This window comes from Nocardia vaccinii NBRC 15922 (assembly GCF_001613305.1).
Classification (GTDB): Bacteria; Actinomycetota; Actinomycetes; order Mycobacteriales; family Mycobacteriaceae; genus Nocardia; species Nocardia vaccinii.
In genome coordinates this window covers 219,388-243,745 of sequence record NZ_BDCC01000007.1, presented here as the reverse complement: position 1 = coordinate 243,745, position 24,358 = coordinate 219,388, and the positions used below count along the sequence as shown (strand labels likewise).

The following is a 24,358-nucleotide window of genomic DNA, read 5'->3' as shown; positions in this document are numbered from 1 at the left end:
CGAAACACACACCGGGCAAACGCCGCAGGGCCCCGCCCGGATTCCGGACGGGGCCCTGTGGATTCGAAATTACTTGGCCGGGGTGAACGGCGCGTTGATCGTCTGGAAGTACTGCACCGCGGCCGCGATCGCGACCGGAGCGGTCACCAGCAGCTGGCCCGCGAGGGTGCCCAGCGCGCCGACGGCGATGATGCCGCCGAGGCAGCCGATCGCCGCGGCCGGAATGAACGCACCGAACAGACCCACGATCGCCGCCGCGGACACGGTCGCACCCGCGATACCGCCGAGCACACAGCCCACGGCCCCACCGGTCAGACCGCCGACCAGGGTGCCGACGGTGGCGCCGGTGCCGATGGTGTCCTTCATGCGGTTGAACGCGGCCTGCTCACGGTCGTACGGGGTCTTCCACGGCGCGCTGTTCTGATACGGCAGATCCACCGGCTTGTAGACCGCGTGCTGCATGTCGAACTGCGGGGTCAGCGTCGCGGTGCGATCGGCGATATTCGCCGCGATCGGGAACTCGAAATCGTCGACCCGGAACTTCAGTTCTGTTCCGGCAACAGTCTTTCCGTTGGCGGCCTTGATCTTGAAGACGCCGTTCTCGACGTCCATCGAACCGGCGTCGGTCTTGACGATCGACGCGGTCGGAGTCGTCCACGCCTTGTAGTTGACGGCCTCCGGCGCACTCTCCGGAGCAGCGCCGGCAGCCCCGGCGGTCACGCCAAGGGCAGTCGTTACCAGAGCCGCGACCACCGCGAACTTTCTCATCTTCACTTTTCTGTTTCCCTCATCATCGAGCAGTAGGACTGGGGCGCTTGCAGCACCCCGGCATCCAGCGAATCCGCCGTCACGGAATTCCGAGTTCGCCCACGCACAGGGCCGATCCCGGACCCGCCGCGCCCGGGTTGGCACTCCCGGGCTGGGCGGTGTCCCCCCAGTGCCGTAGCACCGGGTCGGATTCGCCGATCGGACCGTCATTGCACGGTGACGATCCGATAACGACGAATGCTACCGCGCCGGGGTGAACGGCGCGTTGATCGTGATGAAATACTGAATCGCCACCGCAACCGTCACCGGAGCGAGCATCGAAGATCGAGCTACGGTCGAGCCAGGTTAAGAAACACCCAGATTTCAACCGGTGACGCCCCGGGCCGGACTGCGCAGTATCGGATGTTGGATCGCCGACCGTACGGCGGTCGACCGCCCGTGCTCCGTCTCGAAAGGGTTGCGCTCGAATGAGCTTGAATTTCCATTGGTTCCTGCCTACCTACGGTGATTCCCGCAACCTGGTCGCGGGCGGCCACGGCACCTCGATGTCGGGCGACCGCCCCGCCTCGCTGCGCTATCTCAACCAGATCGCCGCAGCCGCCGAGGAGAACGGTTTCGAGGCCGTGCTCACCCCGACCGGGGCCTGGTGCGAGGACGCCTGGCTCACCACGGCCATGCTGGTCGAGACGACCGAGACACTGAAATTCCTGGTCGCCTTCCGCCCCGGCGTGGTCAGCCCGACCCTGGCCGCGCAGATGGCGGGAACCTTCCAACGCCACTCGCGCGGTCGACTGCTGCTGAATGTCGTCACCGGCGGCGAACCGCACGAACAACAGGCGTACGGCGATTTCCTGGACAAGGAACAGCGCTACGAGCGCACCGGGGAATTCCTGCACATCGTGCGCGAGCTGTGGGGTGCGCGCGAGCCGATCAGCTTCGAGGGTAAGCACATTCAGATCCGCAACGCTCTGCTGAACAACCGTCCCGACCCGATCCCGCCGGTATTCTTCGGCGGTTCGTCGGCTCCCGCCGGCCCGATCGCCGCCCAGTATGCCGACGCCTATCTGACTTGGGGCGAGCCACTTTTCGCGGTGAGCAAGAAACTCGAGTGGATCCGCCGCCTGGCGGTGGACCACGGCCGCAAGCTCGACTACGGCCTGCGCATTCACGTCATCTCCCGGGACACCTCGGAACAGGCCTGGGCCGAGGCGGACCGTTTGCTCGCGGCGGTCGATCCCGCGGATATCGAACGCGTACAAGCGAATCTGACCAAGAGCGAGTCCGAGGGCCAGCGCCGGATGCTCGAACTGCACGGCGGCGCCACCGATCGGCTGGAGATCGCGCCGAATCTGTGGGCCGGCGTCGGGCTGGTGCGCGGCGGCGCCGGTACCGCGCTGGTCGGCTCGCACGAAGAGGTCGCCGAGCGCCTGATCGAATATTCGCGCCTGGGGATCACGCAGTTCATCCTCTCGGGTTATCCCCATGTGGAGGAGGCGTACTGGTTCGGCGAGGGCGTTCTGCCGATTCTGGAGCGCCGCGGTCTGTGGAAGCACCCCACGCGGCGAGTGCGTCCCGTGGCGACCACCCCGTTCGCCACAGCGGCGGCCGGTAGCAGCTGAGCCCCGCACGGACATCGCAACGGCGGCCGCCCCAATTCCGGGTGGTCGCAGCTGTCGTATCCGCGGCTCGTGAGATGGATCGGGTCGCGGCACGATACCCCACATTCGAGGCCATTCTCAGAATTGGGAACATTCGAATTCGGCAACCCGCCGGTAATGGATTACTACGAGCCGCGAATACTGTCTGCTCGATCACAAGAATTCTCCTCCGGCAGTGCTCGAGCCTCCCGTGGCCGATCGTTCCCAGTGCTTGTCGGCACGCGAAAGATGCTGATATACAACAGCGTTGGCACGCCTGAGCACCGCTTTCCCGCGTTCCGAAACATCCGGATTTTACTGTGCCCGGAGTCTCTCTGGGATTCGAACCACGTTGTACTCCAGAGGAGAACCGGACTACCGTGAACGAGGCAATGGCCGCCGCCGCTCATTGTCACGAACCAATGAAATGAACACGCATCGCACCATTCACGAGATGGCATATCGGAAAAACAAGCTCTCGATATCAGCGATGCGGAAAATTACGACTGGAACAATGACCTCTTCGACACCCTGGCATGTTCACGACGACTCGGAAAACCTCCCCGCGTCGCCGTTCCGGCACACCAACCTTGTGACACAAAGCATTTCGTCCGCACGAGCCGACAAGGGCTATGTGGCCGCGGCCGTCGCGGCGGCACTCACCCTCATCCTGATGTTCCAGCCGTGGCTGACCGCATCGGGCCCGAACGGGCGGCTGCGTTCGGATGCGTTCGGCCGAATCGACGGCGCGACGAGAAGTTTCGACGACTGGTACTCGGACGGCTACAGCCAGCCGAGCATCAGCGGCGTCTGGGCGGTCCTGGCCATACTGGCCGCGGTGGTGACCATCAGCGCGGTGCTGATGTATCTGCGCATCCGCACCGACGCGCTGTCCTATCTGGTACTCGGGTCGTCCCTGGCCACCGCCATGTTCGTCCTGGCCGACCTGCTCTACCTCAGCGGCAAGGCCCCGGAACTGCGCACGATGGTCCAGGGCGAACACGGATTCGGCGACGGCCTCGGCAGCCTCCTGGGCCTGTTCCTGGGCGGCGGCACCTCTCGGTACGGCACCCACGAGGTAGCCAGCGCGGGCCTCGATCCCGCCGCGATGCTCTGCGGCGCAGCGGCATTCGGCGGTGCGGTGGCCGCGATCGCCTCGGGCGTCCGCAAACACACCTGGTACACGATGCGGCTGGTGCGGCAGCGGGTGAACGCCCTGCCCGCGCACGATGTCCGCGACGAGCGGACCATCATCACCGTCGCCTGACACCGCCGGCCCGATCCCCTGATCACGGGACCACCGGACCGAATCGCGGCCTTCGAAAACCACGTGGTCGCCGCAACCTCTCATCGCCAGGACGTTGCGGCGATCTCGTCATCCGGAAAGATTGTCCGCCAAGGCCTTTCACCTATCCATGGGTTCAGGCCGGCCATCGCATCGCGGGCCGGCGCTCACGCCTTCTTCGCGGCGGCCTTCTGTTCCTTCTTGAACGCGCGCACCTCGAGCAACGTCTCCCCGTCCACGATGTCGGCCGCCGAACGCCGCGAATCCTTCTCCGAATACGCCCCCGCGGCCTTCTCCCACCCGCTCGGCCGCACCCCGAGCTGTTTCCCCAGCAGCGCGAGGAAGATCCGGGCCTTCTGATCTCCGTATCCCGGCAGATCCTTCAGCCGCCGCAGCACCTCGGCGCCGTCCGGATCACCCTGGGTCCAGATCCGCTCGGTCTGCCCGTCGTAGTTCTCGATGACGTACCGAGCCAGATCCTGCGCCCGCCGCGCCATCGACCGCCCGTACCGGTGAATCGCGGGCGGCGTGGCCGCCAACTCCTCGAACTCGGCCGGATCCGCCTCGGCGATCTTGCGGATATCGAATCCGCCCATTCGCTCGGCGAGTTTGCGCGGCCCCCGGAACGCGTGCTCGAGCGGATACTGCTGATCGAGAAGCATGCCCAGTAGTAATGCGAACAAGTCTTCGGACAGCAGTTTGTCCGCTTCCGGCTCTTGCGCCAGGCACAGCTTGTAACTCATCGAGCGCCCTCCGCATGTGGCGAGTGTGGCAGGTCTTGCTGGGTCATTATGACGCCTGCCGATTCGAAACCGGCGGGTAGCCGGGTGCGCCGCGTAGGCTCGGCGCATGCCTGACACTCTGGTGATACCCCCCACAGTGGACAAGGCGCCGAAAGACAGAACGGCAAGTTATATGGCGCCCACACACAGCACCACGAACCCTGCCCGCCGACCGGATCGATTCGACCGCGAAGGGCATGATCAACTCATCGACGTCCGCGATCTACAGGCCGCCCTGCCCGGTATCGCGCGGCTGCGGTCCTGGGCCCACGAGGCTCTGGCCGTGCGGCCCGGCGAAAGCGCGGTCGACATCGGTTCCGGCACCGGATCGGAGGTCCTGGCCTTCGCCGATGCGGTCGGCCCGGACGGCTACGCCGTCGGCGTGGAACCCGATCCGAATCTGCTGGCCGCAGCGGAACGCAATGCCGCCGAGGCCGGCTCGGCCGCGCGATTCGTCACCGGCGACGCCTACGGCCTGCCCTTCGGCGCGGGATCGTTCGACGCGGCCCTGTGCGAGCGCGTCTTCCAGCATCTGACCGCGCCCACGCGCGCGACCGCCGAGATCGCCCGCGTACTGCGGCCCGGCGGCCGGGTCGTGGTGACCGACAGCGATTGGGGCACCGCCATCGTGCATCCGGGCGACCGGAAGGTGGTGCACGAGGTGATCGAGACGCTGATCGGCAACACCACCAACCCGTTCGCCGGACGTCGCCTGCACGGACAGTTGCAGCAGGCCGGGCTGATCGTCGACGAGGTCGGCTCGTACGCGCTGGTCCAGGACGCCGGTATCGGCGCGGGCGCGCTCGTCGCGCGCATCTCCGCGATGGCGGTGGCGCGCGGTGCGATCACCGAACAGCAGCGTGAGCAGCTGCTCGCCGACCTGCGCGCGGGCGCGGAATCCGGTGACATCCACCTGTCGGTGACCATGTTCGCGGTCCTGGCCCACAAACCCGGTTAACCAACCGACGCTCCGCTGCGGCATATGCCGCAGCGGAGCTCGAGGAACAGCGGCAGACGCGGAGGCAATCGAACCCGCCGGAGCGAAGCGGAGGCCGCAGATACCGATCTACTTGTCGAGCAGCTTCTCCGTGGCCGCGAGCAGTACACAGGTGGCCAGACCGTCCATCGCCTTCTCCAGATCACCCAGCGGCGGGAAGCTCGGCGCGATGCGAATGTTCTTGTCGTCCGGGTCCTTTCCGTACGGGAAGGCCGAACCCGCCGGAGTGAGCGCGATTCCGGCCGCCTTCGCCAGCGCGACGACCCGAGCCGCGGTGCCGTCGAGCACGTCGAGGCTGATGAAGTAGCCGCCCTTGGGCTCGGTCCACGACGCGATCTTCGACGCGCCCAGCCGATCCTCCAGAATCCGCAGCACCAGAGCGAATTTCGGTTCCAGGATCGCGCGATGCTTCTGCATGTGCGCGCGCACGCCGTCGGCGTCGCCGAAGAATTTCACGTGCCGCAGCTGATTGATCTTGTCCGGGCCGATGCTCTTCTTCCCGGCATGTTTCAGGTACCAGTCCAGGTTGGCGGTCGAGCTTCCCAGGAAGCTCACACCGCTACCGGCGAAGGTGATCTTCGAGGTGGAGGCGAAAACGTAGGGGCGGTTGGGGTTTCCGGCCGCGGCGGCCAGGCCCAACACGTCCAGCGAGGGTTCGGCGGTGTCGGTCAGCGGGTGCACCGCGTATGCGTTGTCCCAGAACAGCCGGAAGTCCGGAGCGGCCGCGGGCATCGAAACCAGTTCCCGGACAACCTCTTCGGAGAAGGTGACGCCGGTCGGGTTGGCGTAGTTCGGCACTGCCCAGAGCCCCTTGATCTGCGGGTCGGCGGCCACCAGCTCGGCGATGGCGTGCACGTCCGGGCCGTCGGGGCCGATCGCGATCGGGATCATCTCCACGCCGAGCGCCTGTGTCATCGCGAAATGCCGGTCGTATCCCGGGCTCGGGCACAGGAATTTCACCGCCGGCTCGTCCACCCAGCGGCGCGCCGAATCGGCGGTGCCGTACAGCAGGGCGAAGGTCAGCACGTCGTGCATCAGCTCGAGGCTGGAGTTGTTCCCGGCCAGCAGATTGGCCACCGGAATGCCGAGCAGCTCGCCGAAGATCGCACGCAACTCCGGAAGTCCTTGTTGGCCACCGTAATTGCGAAGGTCGGTACCGGCGGCATCGCGAAATTCGTTGCTGCCGGGCAGGGTGAGCAGATCCAGCGACAGGTCGAGCTGCTCGGGCGAGGGCTTACCGCGGGTGAGATCCAGTGTCAGCTTCTCGGTTTCGAGCTTCGCGTAGTTCGCGGTCTGCGTCTCGTGTTCGGATACGAGTTCCGCATGGCTCATCAAACCGATCTGCGTTTGCCGGGGCATCACTCAACAGCCTTTCCAAGCAGCTTGGGGATTTGTCCGGACGCGGCCCGCGCCGGTCCAGCCGTCCACGTTACTCGGGTGCTCTATCTTCTGCCTCCGCTTCGCTCCGGCTGTTCGCGGCCCCCGAAGTCTCGCCGCTCGGCCCCGTGTCGGGCACTGGTTCCTCGCACCCGCCACGCGTCCGACCGGCGAGACGGGCCGCGAACCTCGGAGTTGACGTTATCCGGGGTGAGCGAGCCTGGGTGACCGTCGCCGGTGATTCTCCACACCATCACCAGACCGACGGACGGGCCGCGAACCGTAGTAGCAGCGTTATTCGGGTGAGCGAACTTGGGGGATCTTCGGGGTAATTCTCGATGTCATCGCCAGATGTCTGAGCGTCTGAGCGGCGAGAGGGGCAGCGCACTCGGCGTGAGTGTTGTGCGAGGGCCCCGTAGATCTAAGGGGACCCCGCGCACCCGGCAGAGCCCGTTGACCCTTGCTGCCTTCCGGCCCTGGGGGAGTTCACAGGATGCGCGCCGCGCGGGATCCGTCGACCAGTGTAGCGACTCGTCGCGATCCGGTCCGCACGCGCCCCCGCCAAACGCGGGAGACGCGGGAGCGGCGGAGTCGCTACGATCTGTCCGACATTCCGAGGGGGCTTCGGCTACCACAACCGGAGGGAAGGAAAATATGACGGACAACACCCCGCCGCAGGACGAGCCGCCCAACGACTCCAATCAATGGTGGTCCACACCGGCCAGCACCGGTTCGAGCACGCCGCTCACCGGCACCGATCCGACCATTCTGGGCGGCAACCAGGGCTATGGCGCCGCGGGCTACACCCAGCAGCCGTACACCCCGCAGTCCTACAACCCACAGCCCTACGCACAGTCGGCGGCGCAGCCGACCGCGATCCCGCAGCCGCCCTCCCAGCCGACGCCGCAACCGATCGCCCAACCGCAGATGGGTTACACCGGACAGCAGCACCAGCCGCAGTTCACCGGCGGCTATCCACAGCAGCCGTCCTTCGCGCCGAGGCCGCCGCAGAAGAGCAATGCCGCGCTGTGGATCATCGGCGGCGTGGTGGGGCTGGTGGTCGTCATCGGGGTCGTGATCGGCATCGTGGCCGTGGCCGGTGGCGGCGACAACTCCAGCTCGGTTCTCGGCAAGAACAAGGTCGACGGCGACTACAGCATGTCCAGCGTCACGAACGCGTGCAGCCTGGTCGACCTGACGGTGCTGAGCAAGTGGGCGCCGACGGCCAAACCCAACCCGACGCACACCGAACGCGCACCCGACGGCAGTATCGGCGGCGGCTCACTGGATTGCGACGGCACCTACGAGGGCGCGGGCAAATACAGCACCGACAGCTCCCAGCTGTCCCTGAATGTGGAGTTCCAGAGCAAGTACGGCTCGCCCGACTACAACATGTGGAAGGACACCGACACCAAGACCACCGGCAGCGGTCGCAGCTCCGGTGACATCACCGGAATCGGCCAGCAGGCCTATTACGCCATCGAGCAGCGGAACTACTCGAGCTTCAACGTGCTCAACTACACCTGCGCGGCGATGGACTCCAACGTCTCGGTGAAGATCGAGCTGCGCATCGACGCCGACAGCGCCCCGAGTACCCAAGAGGCCGGAACCACGTGCAAGGACCAGCTCAAAAAGGTCCTCACCGGCCTGCACAAATGATCCCGCACCCCCTCCGACAGGCCGGTTTGGCACCCGGAGGGGGTCAGCCGGTATATTCCTGACCGGAGGATTCGCCTAGTGGCCTATGGCGCTCGCCTGGAACGCGGGTTGGGTTAACGCCCTCAGGGGTTCAAATCCCCTATCCTCCGCTGTTGACCGCCCTGGTCGGGGACTGTAATTCAGTCTCCGACCAGGGCTTTGTCAATTCAACGGGGGTGACGGGGCGGACGCCTCGGCCATGGTGAGTACGTCGTGGACCAGTTGGTCCGCGTAGTCCCGGTCGGCGGACAGGCCGAAGACCACGTGGTGATACATCGGCGCGATCACGTGATCGAGGACCTGGCGCTCGGTCGGCACCCGCTCCCCGCGCGCCCTCGCCCGATCCAGCATCTCCTCGGCCTGCGTGCGGCGCTGCTCCCAGCACGGGCAGCTGCCCACCTCGTCCCGGGCGGAAATCATGGCGCGCAGGTAGCGGGTCCGGCGCGGTTGGGTGATGTCGTCGACCACGATCCGAGCCCACACCGACAGGTCACCGCGCAATGACCCGGTGTCCGGCAGTTCGTCACCGTCCTTGGTGAGCGCGGCGACAGCGACCTCCTCCAGCAGCGTGTCCAGGTCGCCCCAGCGGCGATAGATGCTGGTCGGGTTGACGCCGGCCCGGTTGGCGAGCAGCGGGATGGTGATGCGGTCCGCCTTGCCCTCGCCCATGAGCTGGCCGACCGCCGTGTAGATGGCGTCCCGGACCTTCGCGCTGCGCCCGCCCGGCCGCCGGGCTGGTGTGGTGGCCGACATTCGACCATTATTGCAGAGGTCTTTGTTTTAAGGTCCGCCCCGTGTACCGTCGGCTAAAGCAATAATCTTTGCTTTAGCTGACCGTGGGGTTCTCCATGCTGATCGCTCCGACAACCCGGCGCATGTCGTCCGGGCTGGCCACCGTCCTGCCCGCGTCGACCATGCTGACGTTCCTCGCCGCGTCCAGCGCGCCGACCCCGCTCTACCGCGTCTACCAGGCACGCTGGTCGTTCTCCCCGGGCATGCTGACAGTGATCTTCGGCGTCTACGCGGTGTGCCTGTTGCTGGCGCTGCTGACCGTCGGGTCGCTGTCCGACCACGTCGGGCGCCGCCCGGTGATCCTCGCCGCGATCGCGCTCGACGTGGTGGCCATGGTGGTGTTCAGCACCGCGGACGGCGTTCCGTTGCTGATCGCGGCGCGCATGGTGCAGGGCATCGCGACCGGCGCGGCAACCGGTGCGCTGGCCGCCGCCGTCCTGGACGCGGAACGTCCACACGGGCCGATCGTGAACAGCGTTGCTCCCGTTGCGGGCCTGGCCGTCGGCGGACTCGGTTCCGCGGCGCTCGTCCAGTTCCTGCCGTGGCCGCGCCAAACCGTGTACCTGGTGCTCGTCGTATTGTTCGCGATCGAGGCGATCGGCACGATCCTGGTGACCGAGACCTCGCCGATGATGCCCGGCGCGCGGCGGGCGCTGCGGCCGCACGTCGGCGTCCCGGCCGCAGCGCGGAACGCCTTCGCGGCCACCGCTCTGCTGGACATCGCGGCGTGGGCGTTGAGCGGCTTCTACCTCTCGCTCGGCCCGAGCCTGGTGCGTGTGGTCACCGGCTCGAACTCGATCCTGCTCGGTGGGTTGCTGGTGTTCACCCTGGCCGGAGTGGGTGCGGCGGCGATCTGGCTGCTGCGCACGGTCGCGGCCACCCGGGTGATGCGCTTCGCGGCCGCCGCGCTGGCGATCGGGATCGCGGTGACCATCGCCGCCGTCCAAAGCCGTTCACCGGCAATGCTTTTCGTGGGCACGGTGATCGCCGGGATCGGCTTCGGCGCCAGCTTTCAGGGCATCACCCGCACCGTCTTCCCGCTCGCACCGGCCACCGAACGCGGCAAGCTCGTCGCCGCGTTCTACGTACTCAGCTACCTCGCATTCTGTATCCCGGCCGTCGCGGCGGGCGTCATCGCGACCAGCGTCAGCCTGCTGACCACCGCGACCGGCTACGGCATCATGCTGATCGCGCTCGCGATCACGGCGCTGATCCCCCGGCGGTCGCGGTGATGAACCCGCCCTCGCGCCGGGCGGCGGACTCGCCTTCGCGCCGCACTCGACACGGCCGGCGCGGTCATCGGCCACGAGGTCAGCAATCCGGACCCGCATACGTCGCCGGAATCCTAGGGAAAGTTCAGCCGCGCCCCGCGTTCTCCTCCCACACGATCGTCACCGGCACACCGCGTTCGCGCGTCGACGCAGGCCGTGCCGATCACAGCCGGCGATCAGACATCCGGTCGCCCTCTGCGTCGCTCGAGCAATGCGGGATTCCATGGTGCAAGCCAGCTTTCGAGTGCATCGGCGTTGATGGAGGGAAAGCGCTGGACGTCGCAAGCTCCTGCTGAAGATGCGGGACGGCCTTTCCGTAGATACCGGCGAGGGCGGCAGTTACGTGTGCCGCGACTGAGGTCTATGGTTGCTCCACACAAGCCACGGCTCCCATCCCGACGGAAGCGTTTCCAACCCGCTTCGGCATTGGAAAAGCAAGCAGCCCAACTTATTCGAGCATGATCCTCACTGAGGTGTGCGAGTGGCGTTTGTAAGTCGTCACCGGATCGCCAATGCGAATCAGGAGCGCAGAGCTGCTGTCGTCTCGGTGAGGGCGGCGTCCACAAGCTCGGCGTAGGCGTCGATATCCGGGATGACGTCCGGGTCGGCGTGGATCGAGACGGTGACCGTGTTGCCCAGGCCGTGGATGCCGTGGGTCAGGTGCATCACCGTTCCGAGGGCGGGGAATCCGGCTGTCCAGCGGACCAGGCCATTGCCGAAGAGCAGGTCGGCGGGTCCGCGGTTCACGCTGGAGATGACGGTGTGGCCCGTGAGGGTTTCGGGGGTGAGATCCAGGGGATAACCGGCGATGTCGCGGCGGAGTACGGGGGCGGGGATCACCTCGGTGACTCTGTTGCGGGCGGTCATGAGGGGGTGCAGGGCGCGCGAGCGTCGGGCGGCCAGGTCGGCCGCGATGCGGGTGGCCCGGCGATGCGGGTCGGGTTCGTCCACGGGGAGTTCGACGGCGAGGTCGACGTAGTTGTTGCGAGGACGGCGGCTCGACACGGGCAGCGCCATCGAAACCTGCGCGCCCAGAGGTACATTCGGCTCATCGTGTTCGGCCAGGTAGCGGGACAGGGCCCGGGCTGTCGCCGTTGCGGCCACCACGGTCACGGTGTAGCCCGGGACGCGCAGATCCTCGCGAACCATCATGCGGATCGCATGCGAATTCGGCGCGGGCGGATGGTTGATCCGGGTCAACGGGAATTCCACTGCGGGCGGAGGAATTTCGCCTCGGTCGGTGAGTTCTTCGAGTCGCCGCCGAGCGCGCTCCGCATCCAGTCCGCGAATCACCGTGCGGGCCATCGCAACCGGCATACCCAACAGCGCGACGGCTTCGACAGGCCGGAGTGATGCGGCGAAGTTGCGAACAGCAGCCATGCGCGCCGAACTGCCCAGCACCTCCCGGTGCGCCACATCACTCCACAGTGCCCGCGCGATCTCGGCCGACCGCCGCCCGTCGGCCAGCGCGTGCGACAGCTGCAACACCGCGACCAGCGCGGGCGAAACGCCACCCGGCGCATCGCGGATACCACGGAACAGGTGCAATCGCCATGGATGTTCGTCGGCTCGGACGCCTCGCGACAGCAGGTCCTCGAGCGCCGCAACGACATTCGGCCACCGCGGGGCAGCCAGGACAGGTTCGGTGATCTGCTCGGCCGAGATAGCGCACGGCACCCACTCCGGATACGCGAACCGGTGTTCCCGCAACCGCACACAGAGGTCGGGGATGCTCGCGGCACGCTTGCACACCTCGTCCCGCAACTGCTCGAACGACTGTCCGGCGTCGGTGAAGCAGTACAGCAGGAACAGATCGTTGACCGTCCGATGGGACAGCCAGTATCTCGTCGCGTCCTGCGGTGCCAGCGAATTCACCCGACGACGATATCCATCGCCGAGATCGGCCGGAAAACCCCATCGATCTCGGCATCCCCGAGTGCTACGCTCTGTAGTAGAAGATTACCCATCTCCCGGGGCGGGGTGACTGCCATGGCAGTACGAGAAGGCCGGATCGGCCGAACGCTCGCCGGACAGGCCGATTCGGCGGATCAGCGATATCGGGCGGCCAATTTCGCGAAACGTTCCATCAACAAGGTCTTTCCGACGCACTGGTCGTTCCTGCTCGGCGAGATCGCGCTCTACAGCTTCATCATTCTGCTGCTGTCGGGCATCTATCTGACCTTGTTCTTCGATCCGTCGATGACCGAGGTGATCTATCACGGCGCATATCAGCCACTGCGCGGCGTTTCCATGTCACGCGCCTACGAATCGGCGCTGAACATCAGCTTCGACGTGCGCGGCGGATTGTTCGTAAGACAGGTACACCATTGGGCCGCACTGCTTTTCACCGCCTCGATGATCGTGCATCTGTGCCGGATCTTCTTCACCGGCGCGTTCCGCAAACCGCGCGAGGGCAATTGGGTGATCGGCGCGCTGCTGTTGATCCTGGCCATGTTCGAGGGATTCTTCGGCTATTCGCTCCCCGACGACCTGCTGTCCGGCACGGGCCTGCGCGCGGCGTTCGCGGGCATCACCATGAGCACACCGGTGATCGGAACCTGGTTGCACTGGTTGATGTTCGGCGGCGATTTCCCCGGAACGATCATCATCCCGCGCCTGTACATCGCGCATGTACTGCTGCTGCCCGGCATCATGCTGGCGCTCATCGCGGCACATGTGGCCCTGGTCTGGTATCAGAAGCACACCCAGTTCCCAGGACCAGCGCGCACCGAACGCAACGTCGTCGGCGCCCGCATCGTTCCGGTCTTCGCTGCCGATCAGGGTGCGTTCTTCATGTTCACCCTCGGCATCGTCGCGCTGATGGGCGGCATCCTGCAGATCAATCCGATCTGGAATATGGGCCCCTACAACCCATCTCAGGTGTCGGCGGGCACCCAGCCCGATTTCTACATGATGTGGACCGACGGATTCCTGCGCCTGTTCCCGGCCTGGGAGCTGTATCCGTTCGAGCATACCGTTCCCGGGCCCGTCGCGGTCGCGGTGCTGATGGTGGTCGTCTTCGGGCTGCTTATCGGCTATCCGTGGATCGAGAAACGCCTCAGCAGGGATCGCGTACCGCACAATCTGCTGCAGCGCCCCCGCGACGTCCCGGTGCGAACCGCGATCGGCGCGATGGCGCTGACGTTCTATCTGGTCCTGACGCTGGCCTGCGTCAACGACGTCATCGCCCTGAAATTCGACATCTCGCTCAACGCGACCACCTGGATATTCCGCATCGGCCTGCTGATCGCGCCACCGCTGGCCTACCTGCTCGCCTACCGGATGTGCATCGCGCTGCAGCGCAGCGACCGAGCGGTGCTCGAGCACGGCATCGAGACCGGAATCGTGCGCCGGCTACCGCATGGTGAATACATCGAGATCCATCAGCCGCTGGGCCCGGTCGACGAGGACGGACATCCGATTCCACTGGAATATCAGGGAGCGGCGATTCCGAAGAAAATGAACCGGTTGGGTCTTTCCGGCAAACCGGGCCTCGGCAGCTTCCTGCGAGCGGATCCGCAGGTGGAGGCCACACAACTGGAGGCAGCCGACCGCAATCGCGAGCACGAGCAACTCGCCGTGCTGCGAAGTCGCCGCGAAGGGCCCGGAAACGAGGACTGATCCGGACACGCGAAGGCCCCGAGCCGCACGGCCCGGGGCCCGATGTGTCGAATACTATCGGCCGGTCAGGCTCGCCCCGACAGCCGATCCGTCACCCCCGCGACGAACGCATCCCATTCGCTAGGAGTGAACCCCAGCACCGGACCGCGGCCATGATCCTTGGTGTCCCGCAGGGCGACATTGCCGTCACCGAGAAAGGCAACCTCGACACAATTTCCGTCGGGACCACTGTGTCTGCTCTTGAACCACACGGCATCGGTCGTATCAACCTTCACAGCACTTGCTCCTTCACTGCTTCGAGCCTCAGAATTTGCTGACTTCATTCAGTTCCCCGCAACCACGCCTGCACGGCGCAGTCTGCACACTGCATGACTCGTGGTGCGTGTCCACTTTCCGCACCTTGCGGGGGCCTCGCCCCCGTTGAGCACACTAGCAGGTTTCCGCAATGTTGCGCTGTCCTCTTTTCGAATCCAATCGTGCATATCTTCCCAGACGGGACCCATCGAATTTGTTTGCACAATTATAGCCAGCAAATATTTCCCGGACCGGGCAAACATTATTAGGTACATAATTCGTCCGATGTTCCGACGTGCGGATCCGCCCGGGCCGTCACCCGCCGCGACCACCGTGGATCATGGAGCCGTGGTGGAACGCGATCGAGACGATGCCGGACATGCCCGCAATGCCCGACCCCGTGACCGTTTCGGGCGCCCGCTACCACTCGGCAGCCCCGGCGTGGAGCGCATTCCGGACGATCTCGAACTCACGCCGAACCAGACGCTGGACTACGCACAGCGGCTACTGGACGACGGTCTGGCTTTCAACGCGCATGAGGTTCTGGAGGCCGCGTGGAAGAGCGGACCGTTCGCCGAAAGGATGCTGTGGCAGGGGCTGGCCCAATACGCGGTCGGAATCACCCATATCCAACGCGGTAATCCCAAGGGGGCGAGAACCTTGCTCGAGCGGGCGGTGGGGCGTCTGGCGGCCGCGGAACCGTTGCCCTACGAGATCGACGGCGCAGGTCTGCGCACACATGCCGAGCGTCTGCTGGCGGATCTGTCCGCCGGACGCGAGATCCGCGAGGATGATCTGATTCCTCGTCTACGGGGCTGGACATGAACGCGCACCGCGGCGCCGGACGATTCGCTCCCAGCCCGTCCGGCGATCTGCATCTGGGCAACCTGCGCACCGCATTGCTGGCCTGGCTGTTCGCCCGGTCCACCGGACGCGCCTTCGGCATCCGGATCGAGGATCTGGACCGCGTGCGTACCGGTGCGGCCGAACGTCAACTCGCCGATCTGGCCGCGCTCGGCCTGGACTGGGACGGGCCGGTGGTCCGGCAGTCCGAACGGCCGGCACTGCATCATGCCGCCATCGACCGACTCACCGCGGCCGGGCTGACCTACGAATGTTATTGCACCCGAAGGGAAATCCAGCAGGCCGCCCAGGCGCCGCACGGTCCGATGGGCGCGTATCCGGGCACCTGCCGCGATCTGTCCGAGGCCGAACGCGCCCTGCGGCGAGCCGCGGGACGACCCGCGGCCCTGCGATTGCGCTCGGAGACAACCGAGTTCGAGATCGTCGACGGGCTGCGCGGGCGGTATCACGGAATCGTGGACGATTTCGTGCTGCGCCGCGGCGACGGCGTCCCGGCCTACAATCTGGCGGTCGTGGTCGACGACGCCGATCAGGGCGTCGATCAGGTCGTCCGAGGCGACGATCTGCTGCCGTCCACGCCGCGCCAGGCCTATCTCGCCACGCTGCTCGGCGCGAATGTGCCACGGTATGCGCATGTTCCGCTCGTGCTCAATCGCGACGGCAAACGATTGGCCAAGCGAGACGGAGCCGTGACGCTCACCGATCGGCGCGCACTGGGCGAATCACCGCAACAGGTATTCGCACTGCTCGCGGACTCGCTGGGATATCGGGCAAACCGCCCGCACGAATTACTGGAGCAGTTCCGGCCCGCAGTGTTGCCGACCACACCGTGGATCTTCGTCACTGGTGATGTGGTGGAACCGAGCCGAAATCCGTAACGTACGCCGAGTCCGAAGCCACGACCACTTCTACGAGGACTACACGAAATATGACAAGCGGTGGGTACGACCCCAACCAATATCCCCAGGGCGGTCAGCCGTACGGTCAGCCGTACCCGCAAGCCGGTCAGCCCTACCCGGGCCAGCCGGACTACGGCCAGCAGCAGCCGTACGGCCAGCAACCGTACCCACAGGGGGGACAGCCGTATCCGCAGGGGGCACCGCAGGACCCTTACGGACAGCAGCAGCCGTACGGCCAGCAGACCGGCGGACAGCCGTATCCACAGCAGGATCCCTACGGGCAGCAGCAGTCTTACGGTCAGCAGCAGCAGCCGTACGGGCAGCAGCCCTACGGTCAGCAGCCGGGATACGGCGCGCCGGGTGCGCCGGGTTTCCCCGGAGCGCCCGGGATTCCGGGTCTGCCGCCGGGCACGCAGCCCGGTGATCTGGGCACCCGGATCGGCGCGCGGGTGATCGATACCATCATCGTCGCCATTCCGGGATACATCTTCTTCTTCCTCATCCGGCTCGGGATGGGCACCAACATCGCCGGTGAACTGGTCGGCGGGTTGCTCCTGGGCCTGGTGGGCGTGCTGTACTTCGTGCTGATGGAGTCCACGCAGGGCTACACGCTCGGCAAGAAGATCCTCGGACTTCGGGTCCTGGGCCCGAATGGTGCGCCGAAGCCCGATTTCCAGCAGGCGCTGATCCGCAACCTGTACGCGGTCTGCAACCTGCTGTTCTGCGTCGGAGAGATCGCCGCGCTGGTCATCATCATCGTCATGATGGTCACCGTCGAGCAGTCCCCCATCAAGCAGGGCTGGCACGACCGGATCGCCGGCGGCACCCAGGTGATCAAGGCCTGAGGCCGACAACCTCGATCACGGCGAAATACCGAGGGGCGCACCCGATCACGGGTGCGCCCCTCGTCGTTCTCCCGGCACTCAATAGGTGTTCGAAGAACTGTTCGCGATGACGACGAAGACGATGACGAAGTAGGCGATGACCAGGACGATGATCCCGATTCCGATCCAGATCCCGGCGAGCGCCATGCCGCGGCCGTCCTGATTACGCTCCCTGATCTGGTTCAGAGCGATGAATCCCAGGATCACCCCGACGATCGAGGTCACACCACAGGTCGCCAGGCCGGCCAGGGAGGTGACCAGCGAGGCGATGGCCATGCCGTTCGAGCTGCGCACCGGCGGATAGCCGCCGTAGGGCTGATATCCGGGTGCGGGCGGATAGGGCTGCTGCGGAATCGGCTGGACCGGCTGCTGTGGGTAACTCGGATACGACTGCGCCTGTGGTGGCGGCGCGGCCGGGTACTGCGGGCTCGAGTTGTAGGACGGCGGAGGCGGCGGCGCCGATGGCCGGCCCCCCGACTCCGACGACACACCCTCGCCGCCGTACTGCTTCCACCACTCGTCGGAATCGCCGGGATTCGTCATTCGTCCAGCCTATTCGAAGTCACCCTGCTCCCGGTATCGTCAGTACCTCGTGAGCGAAACAAGACAAACGCCGGAAATCGACGAGTCTGGACACCCCGCGGCCGAACACGCGTCGTTTGCCCGGGCCGTGGGGAGTCCCTACACCCTGATCGTGGTGCTCTTCACCACCACCCTGATGATTTCGAACATCTGCGCCACCAAGGGAGTGCAATTCTTCGGCGGGCAGCATCTGTCCCTCGGACCGCTCGAGATCCTGCCGATCACCACCGACGGCGCGTTCTTCCTGTTCCCCCTGGCCTACGTCATCGGCGACATCCTCAGTGAGGTCTACGGCTTCAAGGCCGCCCGCCGGACCATCTACTACGGCTTCGGCATGCTGGCGCTGATGGTGCTGTGCTTCTGGATCGCCATCGGCCTGCCGGCGGCCGACTTCTACAGCAATCAGGACGCCTTCCGCACCGTCGCCGGAACCACCCCGCAACTGGTCGCCGCGGGCCTGGCCGGATATGTCGTCGGCCAGTTCCTGAACTCGGTGACGCTGGTCCTGATCAAGGAACGCACCAAGGAGAAGCACCTGTGGGCCCGCCTCCTGGGCTCCACGGTCGCGGGCGAATTCGGCGACACCCTTATCTTCTGCTCGATCGCCGCAACCGCCATCGGCATCAACACCTGGGGCGCATTCCTGAATTACGTTCTGGTGGGCTTCATCTGGAAGACCCTCTGCGAGGTCATCGTCATGCCGATCAGCTACCGCTGCATCGCCTTCCTGAAGAAACGCGAGCCGAGCTACGGCCCGTTGGACCGCCCGGCACTCTACAGCTGATCCCGGCTGTTACCTACGTAATCCACATCGGCCCGATACATTTCGGACACCCGAACGATCGGGTGTCCGAATGATGTTGCACGCCTTTCACCTCGGCCTCATCTACACCGAAGCAGGGCACGCCGATCACCTCCGGCCGACGACGGCAATAGGCGTATCGGTCGCTTTCCCATCGTGCTGCAACTGCACTGAATCTGAGTCCGAAGATACTGCGCGAGTTGATGATTCAGGCCGTTGGCGTGGTGATGCGGCCCTGCCAGCGGCCGAGTGCTTCGGCTTTGAATTCATCGTAGTAGCCGCCGTCGATACTGGCGCGGATATCGTCTACGAGGCGAATCGTGAAGCGTTCGTTATGGATTGTACAGAGGGTGGCGGCGAGCATTTCCTTCGCTTTGAAGAGGTGGTGGATGTAGGCGCGGGTGTAGTGCGCGCAGGTATAGCAGTCGCAGGTTTCGTCGATGGGGGTGAAATCGCGGCGGAAACGGCTGGTATTGATGTTGAAACGGCCCGCGGAGACGTAGATGGCGGCATTGCGGGCTACGCGGGAGGGGTTGACGCAGTCGAAGGTGTCCGCGCCATTCTCGATGGCGACGAAGAAATCCTCCGGTTCGCTGATGCCGAGCAGATGACGCGGTTTGTCCTCGGGCAATTCGTCGCAGCACCAGCCGACGATCGTGCCGAGATTGTGTTTCTCCAGCGCGCCGCCGATACCGTAACCGTCGAAACCCGTTCCGGCGCTTCCCCGCAACGCTTCCAGATCGCGACATGCCTTGCGGCGCAAGTCTTCGTACTGGGCGCCCTGGATCACCGCGAACAACGCCTGATACGGCCGATGGGCGCGTTCGGCGGTGAGCCGCTCGTGCGCATCGAGGCAGCGCTGCGCCCATTCGTGCGTGCGCGCCAGCGACTTCTCCTGATAGCCGCGGGTATTGAACAATGTGGTCAGCTCGTCGAAGGCGAACATGATGTCCGCGCCCAGCCGATGTTGAATACCCATCGACACCTCCGGGGTGAAACGATGTTTCGACCCGTCGAGATGCGATCGGAAGGTCACCCCGTCGTCGTCCACGACCGCCAGACGTTCTTTCCCCTCGGCGATCACATCGTCGCTCTGCACGCCGACGGCCTCCATGGCGAGCACCTTCTTGAAGCCGACCCCCAGCGACATCACCTGGAATCCACCGCTGTCGGTGAAGGTGGGCCCCGGCCAGTTCATGAACCGGCTCAATCCGCCCGCCTCGTCCACGATGTCCGACCCCGGCTGCAGATACAGGTGATAGGCATTGGCGAGCAAGGCCTGCGCCCCGATCTCCCGCATCGTCTCCGGCAACACCGCCTTCACGGTCGCCTTCGTCCCCACCGGAATGAACGCCGGAGTGGAAATACTCCCGTGCGGCGTCCGCAACACTCCCGACCGGCCATGCCGCCCCGGAAGCCGGGTACCGATGGAAAACGAGAAATCAGCGGGATCAGCCACGCCGCAATACTGCCAGGCCGCCCGAGCGCCGACCCCGCGACCGTGCCCTCCGCAGGTACCTCGCCCCGCCGTGTTCAGAGCCCAAGATAGCGCCGTGTGGCGTGTTCCAGAGCTTCCATCTCCACGCGCGGGAGAAAGTCGACCACTTCGTGGACGTATTGCGTATCGAGAGACCGGATCTGGTCGACGAGCAACCTGGTCGGAGTTCCCATCAGCTCGACCTGTGGCCGGAACGGTGAAGGTTGAGCGCTGGTCGACGTGGGCACGACGGTGACCATATTCCAATCGGTGACGGACAGGATCACTCCGTAACGCCTGCCCCGCTGCTCACGTCCCCTCTTGTCTCCGCCGAGATCGATGCGGTGAACGGCTGCGCGAATCATGTTCACCAGGCGTCAGGCTCGTCGTTCAGATCTTCACCGGCGAGCATGATCACCTCGGCGGCGCTCTGCGCGCTGCGTTCCCATTCGAGGCGATCGAGCGCGGCAAGAGCCCGGCGAATCACATCAGTTGTGGATTCGCCCGTATGAGTCAGCCGGTCGATCAGCTCCTTGTCGTGATCCGATGGTCGAAAACTGATAGCCATTCAGCTAGTCTACCTGCTGTAGTACGTTTGTAGTACACATCTCACAGGCCGACCTGAAACGCCACCGCCGGGTATCGCCGGAGTTCTACACCGCGTCGAGGGAATCCTCGAGGTCCTGGTCGGTTGCGGCGCCGGCGAATTGGGCACGGTAGAGCTGGTAGTAGTGCCCTCGGGCGGCGAGCAATTGGGTGTGAGTGCCCTGTTCCACGATCCGCCCGGCCTCCATCACGACGATCAGATCCGCGTCACGGATGGTCGAAAGACGATGGGCGATAACGAAACTGGTGCGGTCCCGGCGCAGCGCCGCCATGGCGTTCTGGACGAGCAGTTCGGTGCGGGTGTCGACCGAACTGGTGGCCTCGTCCAGGATCAGGATCGACGGTTTGGCCAGGAAGGCGCGGGCGATGGTGATGAGCTGCTTCTCCCCGGCGCTGACACCCGAGCCCTCCTCATCGATCACGGTGTCGTAGCCGTTGGGCAGCGAGTGCACGAAACGGTCGACGAAGGCATCACGGGCGGCCTCCAGGATCTCCCGTTCACTCGCCGCCGGATTGCCGTAGGCGATGTTCTCCCGGATCGTGCCGCCGAACAACCAGGTGTCCTGCAGCACCATGCCGATCCGCGACCGCAGGTGATCGCGGGTCAGGCGGGTGATGTCGACGCCATCGATGCTGATCACGCCCTCGTCCACCTCGTAGAACCGCTCCAGCAGATTCACCAGCGTGGTCTTGCCCGCGCCGGTCGGGCCGACAATGGCGACCACATGCCCGGGCTCGGCGACCAGCGACAGATCTTCGATGATCGGCTTATCGGCCTCGTAGCGGAACGAGACGTCCTCGAACGCCACTCGCCCGCGATCGACCGGTCGCGGATCCTCCCGCGCCGGATCGGCAACCTGCTCGGGTGCGTCGAGGATCTCGAAGATCCGCTCGGCGGAGGCCACCCCGGATTGCAGCAGATTGATCATCGAGCCGATCTGCGTGAGCGGCTGGCTGAACCCGCGCGAGTACTGGATGAACGCCTGCACCTCACCGAGCGACAGACTGCCCGAGGCCACCCGCAACCCGCCGACCACCGCGATCAGCACATAGTTGAGGTTCCCGACGAACATCATCACCGGCATGATCAGCCCCGAGATGAACTGCGCCCGGAAACTCGCCTCGTAGAGTTTGTCGTTGCGCTGATCGAACTCCCGGCCGACCTCGTTCATCCGGCCGAACGCCGTGACCACCTCGTGCCCGGTGTACGCCTCCTCGACCTGGGCGTTGACCAGACCGGTGTACTTCCACTGATTGATGAAATGTGGTTTGGAACGTTTGGCGATCTGCGCGGTCACCACCACCGCGACCGGCACGGTGAGCAACGCGATCAACGCCAGTAGCGGCGAGATCCAGAACATCATGATCAGGATGCCGATCACCGTCAGCACCGAGGTCACCATCTGGCTCAGCGTCTGCTGCAAGCTCTGCGACATGTTGTCCACGTCGTTGGTGACGCGACTGAGCAGATCACCGCGCGGATTGTTGTCGAAATAGCTCAGCGGCAGCCGGTGAACCTTGTCCTCGACATCGGCGCGCAGCCGCTTGATCACGCGGTTGATCACCGTGGTGAGCAGATATCCCTGCAGCCAGCCGAACACCCCGGCGCAGATGTACAGCACCAGCACCACCAGCAGCACCCGGCCGACCGCGCCGAAATCCACGCCGGTGCCGGGGATCACGTCCATTCCGGCCAGCATGTCGGCCATCCGGCTCTCGCCGCGCTCGCGCAGTCCGGCGATCGCCTGATCCTTGGTCAGGCCGGCGGGCAGCTGTTTGCCGATCACGCCGTCGAAGATCAGGTTGGTGGCACGCCCGAGGATCTGCGGGCCGAGCGTATTGAGCACGACCGCGATCACCGCGAGCACCAGGATCACCGCGACCAGGATCCGATCCGGCGCGAGCCGCCGCAGCAGCCGCTTCAGCGAGGGGCCGAAGGATTTCGCCTTGGTTCCGGGAGCGCCCGGACCTGGCATACCGGGTCTCATCGCGCGGCCTCCTCCGGGCTGTACTGCGATTCCACGATCTCGCGGTACTCACCGCACTCGCGCAGCAGTTCGTCGTGGGTACCCTGCCCGACCACCGCGCCGTCCTCCAGCACGATGATCCGATCGGCCTCGCGGACCGTGGAAATCCGTTGTGCCACAGTGATCACCGCCGCATCGGCGGTCTCCGGACGCAATGCCTCGCGCACCCGCGCGTCGGTGGCGACGTCGAGTGCGGAGAAGCAGTCGTCGAACAGGTAGATCCGAGGTCTGCGCACCAGCGCGCGGGCGATCGCGAGGCGCTGGCGCTGGCCGCCCGACACCGTGGTGCCGCCCTGCGCCATCGGCGTCTGCAATTGCTGTGGCATGGCCCGCACGAAATCGGCGGCCTGGGCGATCTCGAGGGCGTGCCAGAGCTCCTCGTCGGTGGCCTCGGGCTTTCCGTAGCGCAGGTTATCGGCGATCGTGCCGGTGAACAGGTACGCCTTCTGCGGGACCAGGCCGATCCGAGCGCGCAGCACATCCAGATCGAGCCGCCGTACGTCGACGCCGCCGACCAGCACCTCCCCGCCGGTCACATCGATCAGTCGCGGAACGAGATTGATCAACGTCGACTTGCCCGCACCGGTCGAACCCACGATCGCGACGGTCTGCCCGGGCTCGACCCGGAACCGCACATCGCGCACCACCGGTTCCTGCGCACCGGGGAAGGTGAACTCGGCCGCGGCGAATTCCACCGAACCGGGATCACGGCTGAAGGTCTGCGGCTGCCGGGGCGGGATCACCGAGGATTCGGTGGCCAGCACCGTGGAGATGCGTTCGGCCGAGACCGCCGCGCGCGGGGCCATCATCGCCAGGAACGAGGCCATCATCACGGCCATCAGGATCTGCATGATGTAGGCCAACATCGCGGTCAGCGACCCGACCTGCATGGTCCCGTCGTCGATCGCGTGCCCGCCGAACCACAGCACCGCCACCGTGGTCACGTTGCTGATCAACATGACCGCGGGGAACATCAGCGCGCTCAACCGCCCGACGTACAGCGATGCCTTGGTCAGATCGGTGTTGGCGAGGTCGAAACGCGCGGTCTCGTGCCGTTCGCGCACGAACGCCCGGACCACCCGGATACCCGTGATCTGCTCGCGCAGAACACGATTCACCCCGTCGATGCGGGACTGCACGGCCCGGAAGCCGGGCACCATCCGGGAGATGATCACCGCCATGGTCAACGCCAGCACGGGCACCGCGACCAGCAGGATCCAGGACAACCCGAGCGCCTGCTTCAACGCCATGACAATGCCGCCGACGCACATGATCGGCGCCATCACCAGGATGGTCACACTCATCACGACCAGCAGTTGCACCTGCTGCACGTCGTTGGTGTTGCGGGTGATCAGCGAGGGCGCGCCGAACAGCCCGACCTCCCGCGCGGAGAAGGCGCCCACCCGGTGCAGCAGGGCCGCGCGCATATCGCGCCCGGCGCCCATCGCCGCCTGCGCGCCGAGGTAGACCGAGGTCGCCGAGGCGAGGATCTGCACGCCCGAGACCAGCAGCATCCACAGCCCGGTGCGCCAGATGTAGCCGATATCACCCTTGGTGACGCCGTTATCGATGATGTCGGCGTTCAGCGTGGGCAGGTAGAGCATCGCGATCACCGAGATCAGCTGCAGCGCGACGACGCCCGCGAGCTGTGCACGATACGGTGCGGCGAAGGTGCGGAGCAGTCGGATCAACATG

22 protein-coding genes, 1 tRNA gene and 1 other RNA gene are annotated in these 24,358 nt (G+C 65.6%); 11 read left to right on the top strand and 13 right to left on the bottom strand.

Annotated features, from left to right (window positions below):
- Positions 1 to 69 precede the first annotated feature (69 nt).
- On the bottom strand, positions 70 to 768 hold the full coding sequence (locus tag NV1_RS03845; RefSeq protein ID WP_373864577.1) for a DUF8020 domain-containing protein: 699 nt from the start codon (positions 766 to 768) through the stop codon (positions 70 to 72).
- A 467-nt stretch (positions 769 to 1,235) separates the two neighbouring features.
- On the opposite strand from NV1_RS03845, the gene NV1_RS03840 reads away from it, so the two are divergent.
- Both NV1_RS03840 and NV1_RS03835 read left to right on the top strand, forming a co-directional pair.
- Positions 1,236 to 2,387, top strand: a complete 1,152-nt coding sequence (locus NV1_RS03840) for an LLM class flavin-dependent oxidoreductase (protein ID WP_067885481.1) — start codon at positions 1,236 to 1,238, stop codon at positions 2,385 to 2,387.
- A gap of 532 nt (positions 2,388 to 2,919) precedes the next feature.
- The gene (locus NV1_RS03835; RefSeq protein ID WP_067885479.1) at positions 2,920 to 3,672 is read left to right on the top strand and encodes a hypothetical protein; all 753 of its coding nucleotides are present in this window, start codon (positions 2,920 to 2,922) and stop codon (positions 3,670 to 3,672) included.
- 185 nt (positions 3,673 to 3,857) lie between these two features.
- Here NV1_RS03835 and NV1_RS03830 read toward each other — a convergent pair whose 3' ends face one another.
- Positions 3,858 to 4,433 (bottom strand): HhH-GPD-type base excision DNA repair protein, encoded by a 576-nt coding sequence (locus tag NV1_RS03830; RefSeq protein ID WP_067885478.1) that lies wholly within the window; start codon positions 4,431 to 4,433, stop codon positions 3,858 to 3,860.
- 172 nt (positions 4,434 to 4,605) lie between these two features.
- On the opposite strand from NV1_RS03830, the gene NV1_RS03825 reads away from it, so the two are divergent.
- A complete protein-coding gene (locus NV1_RS03825; RefSeq protein WP_067885476.1) occupies positions 4,606 to 5,430 on the top strand; it encodes a methyltransferase domain-containing protein in 825 nt (274 codons plus the stop codon).
- Between the two features lie 108 nt (positions 5,431 to 5,538).
- Here the strand turns inward: NV1_RS03825 and NV1_RS03820 are convergent, their stop codons facing one another.
- Together NV1_RS03820 and ffs are read right to left on the bottom strand one after the other, a co-directional pair.
- Complete coding sequence (locus tag NV1_RS03820) at positions 5,539 to 6,828, bottom strand: aspartate aminotransferase type Ic (RefSeq protein ID WP_067885820.1); 1,290 nt, start codon at positions 6,826 to 6,828, stop codon at positions 5,539 to 5,541.
- Between the two features lie 439 nt (positions 6,829 to 7,267).
- An RNA gene (gene ffs, locus NV1_RS03815) (signal recognition particle sRNA small type) lies at positions 7,268 to 7,362 on the bottom strand.
- 138 nt (positions 7,363 to 7,500) lie between these two features.
- Here ffs and NV1_RS03810 point away from each other — a divergent pair.
- Together NV1_RS03810 and NV1_RS03805 are read left to right on the top strand one after the other, a co-directional pair.
- Complete coding sequence (locus tag NV1_RS03810; RefSeq protein ID WP_067885474.1) at positions 7,501 to 8,505, top strand: hypothetical protein; 1,005 nt, start codon at positions 7,501 to 7,503, stop codon at positions 8,503 to 8,505.
- A gap of 64 nt (positions 8,506 to 8,569) precedes the next feature.
- Positions 8,570 to 8,654, top strand: a tRNA-Ser gene (locus NV1_RS03805).
- Positions 8,655 to 8,706: 52 nt separating this feature from the next.
- On the opposite strand, the gene NV1_RS03800 is transcribed toward NV1_RS03805, so the two are convergent.
- Positions 8,707 to 9,297, bottom strand: coding sequence for a TetR/AcrR family transcriptional regulator (locus NV1_RS03800; protein ID WP_067885472.1), 591 nt, complete (start codon positions 9,295 to 9,297; stop codon positions 8,707 to 8,709).
- Between the two features lie 95 nt (positions 9,298 to 9,392).
- Here NV1_RS03800 and NV1_RS03795 point away from each other — a divergent pair, with 95 nt between their 5' ends.
- Entirely contained in the window at positions 9,393 to 10,568 is a 1,176-nt protein-coding gene (locus tag NV1_RS03795; RefSeq protein WP_218026914.1) for an MFS transporter, read from the top strand.
- A gap of 558 nt (positions 10,569 to 11,126) precedes the next feature.
- Here NV1_RS03795 and NV1_RS03790 read toward each other — a convergent pair.
- Positions 11,127 to 12,482 (bottom strand): WS/DGAT domain-containing protein, encoded by a 1,356-nt coding sequence (locus NV1_RS03790; protein WP_067885470.1) that lies wholly within the window; start codon positions 12,480 to 12,482, stop codon positions 11,127 to 11,129.
- A 114-nt stretch (positions 12,483 to 12,596) separates the two neighbouring features.
- Between NV1_RS03790 and qcrB the strand changes: the two genes are divergently transcribed.
- Positions 12,597 to 14,228: a cytochrome bc1 complex cytochrome b subunit gene (gene qcrB, locus NV1_RS03785; protein ID WP_067885469.1), complete on the top strand. Its 1,632-nt coding sequence runs from the start codon at positions 12,597 to 12,599 to the stop codon at positions 14,226 to 14,228.
- A 65-nt stretch (positions 14,229 to 14,293) separates the two neighbouring features.
- Here qcrB and NV1_RS03780 read toward each other — a convergent pair whose 3' ends face one another.
- Positions 14,294 to 14,503, bottom strand: a complete 210-nt coding sequence (locus NV1_RS03780; protein WP_067885467.1) for a DUF397 domain-containing protein — start codon at positions 14,501 to 14,503, stop codon at positions 14,294 to 14,296.
- 367 nt (positions 14,504 to 14,870) lie between these two features.
- Between NV1_RS03780 and NV1_RS03775 the strand changes: the two genes are divergently transcribed.
- From NV1_RS03775 to NV1_RS03765, 3 genes are read left to right on the top strand one after another with little or no spacing between them, the layout of a single operon-like run.
- Positions 14,871 to 15,347: a DUF309 domain-containing protein gene (locus tag NV1_RS03775; RefSeq protein WP_067885813.1), complete on the top strand. Its 477-nt coding sequence runs from the start codon at positions 14,871 to 14,873 to the stop codon at positions 15,345 to 15,347.
- Positions 15,344 to 16,264, top strand: coding sequence for a tRNA glutamyl-Q(34) synthetase GluQRS (gluQRS, locus tag NV1_RS03770; RefSeq protein WP_067885465.1), 921 nt, complete (start codon positions 15,344 to 15,346; stop codon positions 16,262 to 16,264). The genes NV1_RS03775 and gluQRS overlap by 4 nt, the downstream gene beginning before the upstream one ends.
- A gap of 50 nt (positions 16,265 to 16,314) precedes the next feature.
- Complete coding sequence (locus NV1_RS03765; protein WP_067885463.1) at positions 16,315 to 17,130, top strand: RDD family protein; 816 nt, start codon at positions 16,315 to 16,317, stop codon at positions 17,128 to 17,130.
- A gap of 78 nt (positions 17,131 to 17,208) precedes the next feature.
- Here the strand turns inward: NV1_RS03765 and NV1_RS03760 are convergent, their stop codons facing one another.
- Complete coding sequence (locus NV1_RS03760; RefSeq protein WP_067885461.1) at positions 17,209 to 17,712, bottom strand: DUF4190 domain-containing protein; 504 nt, start codon at positions 17,710 to 17,712, stop codon at positions 17,209 to 17,211.
- Positions 17,713 to 17,761: 49 nt separating this feature from the next.
- On the opposite strand from NV1_RS03760, the gene NV1_RS03755 reads away from it, so the two are divergent.
- The gene (locus NV1_RS03755) at positions 17,762 to 18,535 is read left to right on the top strand and encodes a queuosine precursor transporter (protein WP_157116531.1); all 774 of its coding nucleotides are present in this window, start codon (positions 17,762 to 17,764) and stop codon (positions 18,533 to 18,535) included.
- A gap of 226 nt (positions 18,536 to 18,761) precedes the next feature.
- Here the strand turns inward: NV1_RS03755 and tgt are convergent, their stop codons facing one another.
- The 5 genes from tgt to NV1_RS03730 all read right to left on the bottom strand — a co-directional run bounded on the left by tgt (position 18,762) and on the right by NV1_RS03730 (position 24,357).
- On the bottom strand, positions 18,762 to 20,012 hold the full coding sequence (gene tgt, locus NV1_RS03750) for a tRNA guanosine(34) transglycosylase Tgt (RefSeq protein WP_067885459.1): 1,251 nt from the start codon (positions 20,010 to 20,012) through the stop codon (positions 18,762 to 18,764).
- Between the two features lie 74 nt (positions 20,013 to 20,086).
- Complete coding sequence (locus NV1_RS03745; RefSeq protein ID WP_067885457.1) at positions 20,087 to 20,395, bottom strand: type II toxin-antitoxin system PemK/MazF family toxin; 309 nt, start codon at positions 20,393 to 20,395, stop codon at positions 20,087 to 20,089.
- 2 nt (positions 20,396 to 20,397) lie between these two features.
- On the bottom strand, positions 20,398 to 20,598 hold the full coding sequence (locus tag NV1_RS03740; protein ID WP_067885455.1) for a hypothetical protein: 201 nt from the start codon (positions 20,596 to 20,598) through the stop codon (positions 20,398 to 20,400).
- Positions 20,599 to 20,683: 85 nt separating this feature from the next.
- The gene (locus NV1_RS03735) at positions 20,684 to 22,624 is read right to left on the bottom strand and encodes an ABC transporter ATP-binding protein (protein WP_067885453.1); all 1,941 of its coding nucleotides are present in this window, start codon (positions 22,622 to 22,624) and stop codon (positions 20,684 to 20,686) included.
- Positions 22,621 to 24,357 (bottom strand): ABC transporter ATP-binding protein, encoded by a 1,737-nt coding sequence (locus NV1_RS03730; protein ID WP_067885451.1) that lies wholly within the window; start codon positions 24,355 to 24,357, stop codon positions 22,621 to 22,623. Before NV1_RS03730 ends, NV1_RS03735 begins: the two co-directional genes overlap by 4 nt.
- Position 24,358 lies beyond the last annotated feature (1 nt).

What these genes read in the sequence shown, in the direction of transcription:
- NV1_RS03820 (WP_067885820.1), bottom strand. Translation starts at nt 6,828, where the DNA reads ATGCCCCGGCAAACGCAGATCGGTTTGATGAGCCATGCGGAACTCGTA.
- NV1_RS03835 (WP_067885479.1), top strand. Translation starts at nt 2,920, where the DNA reads ATGACCTCTTCGACACCCTGGCATGTTCACGACGACTCGGAAAACCTC.
- NV1_RS03740 (WP_067885455.1), bottom strand. Translation starts at nt 20,598, where the DNA reads ATGGCTATCAGTTTTCGACCATCGGATCACGACAAGGAGCTGATCGAC.
- NV1_RS03745 (WP_067885457.1), bottom strand. Translation starts at nt 20,395, where the DNA reads ATGATTCGCGCAGCCGTTCACCGCATCGATCTCGGCGGAGACAAGAGG.
- qcrB (WP_067885469.1), top strand. Translation starts at nt 12,597, where the DNA reads ATGGCAGTACGAGAAGGCCGGATCGGCCGAACGCTCGCCGGACAGGCC.
- gluQRS (WP_067885465.1), top strand. Translation starts at nt 15,344, where the DNA reads ATGAACGCGCACCGCGGCGCCGGACGATTCGCTCCCAGCCCGTCCGGC.
- NV1_RS03795 (WP_218026914.1), top strand. Translation starts at nt 9,393, where the DNA reads ATGCTGATCGCTCCGACAACCCGGCGCATGTCGTCCGGGCTGGCCACC.
- NV1_RS03800 (WP_067885472.1), bottom strand. Translation starts at nt 9,297, where the DNA reads ATGTCGGCCACCACACCAGCCCGGCGGCCGGGCGGGCGCAGCGCGAAG.
- NV1_RS03730 (WP_067885451.1), bottom strand. Translation starts at nt 24,357, where the DNA reads ATGTTGATCCGACTGCTCCGCACCTTCGCCGCACCGTATCGTGCACAG.
- NV1_RS03840 (WP_067885481.1), top strand. Translation starts at nt 1,236, where the DNA reads ATGAGCTTGAATTTCCATTGGTTCCTGCCTACCTACGGTGATTCCCGC.
- NV1_RS03845 (WP_373864577.1), bottom strand. Translation starts at nt 768, where the DNA reads ATGAGAAAGTTCGCGGTGGTCGCGGCTCTGGTAACGACTGCCCTTGGC.
- NV1_RS03760 (WP_067885461.1), bottom strand. Translation starts at nt 17,712, where the DNA reads ATGACGAATCCCGGCGATTCCGACGAGTGGTGGAAGCAGTACGGCGGC.
- NV1_RS03825 (WP_067885476.1), top strand. Translation starts at nt 4,606, where the DNA reads ATGGCGCCCACACACAGCACCACGAACCCTGCCCGCCGACCGGATCGA.
- NV1_RS03830 (WP_067885478.1), bottom strand. Translation starts at nt 4,433, where the DNA reads ATGAGTTACAAGCTGTGCCTGGCGCAAGAGCCGGAAGCGGACAAACTG.
- NV1_RS03735 (WP_067885453.1), bottom strand. Translation starts at nt 22,624, where the DNA reads ATGAGACCCGGTATGCCAGGTCCGGGCGCTCCCGGAACCAAGGCGAAA.
- NV1_RS03765 (WP_067885463.1), top strand. Translation starts at nt 16,315, where the DNA reads ATGACAAGCGGTGGGTACGACCCCAACCAATATCCCCAGGGCGGTCAG.
- NV1_RS03810 (WP_067885474.1), top strand. Translation starts at nt 7,501, where the DNA reads ATGACGGACAACACCCCGCCGCAGGACGAGCCGCCCAACGACTCCAAT.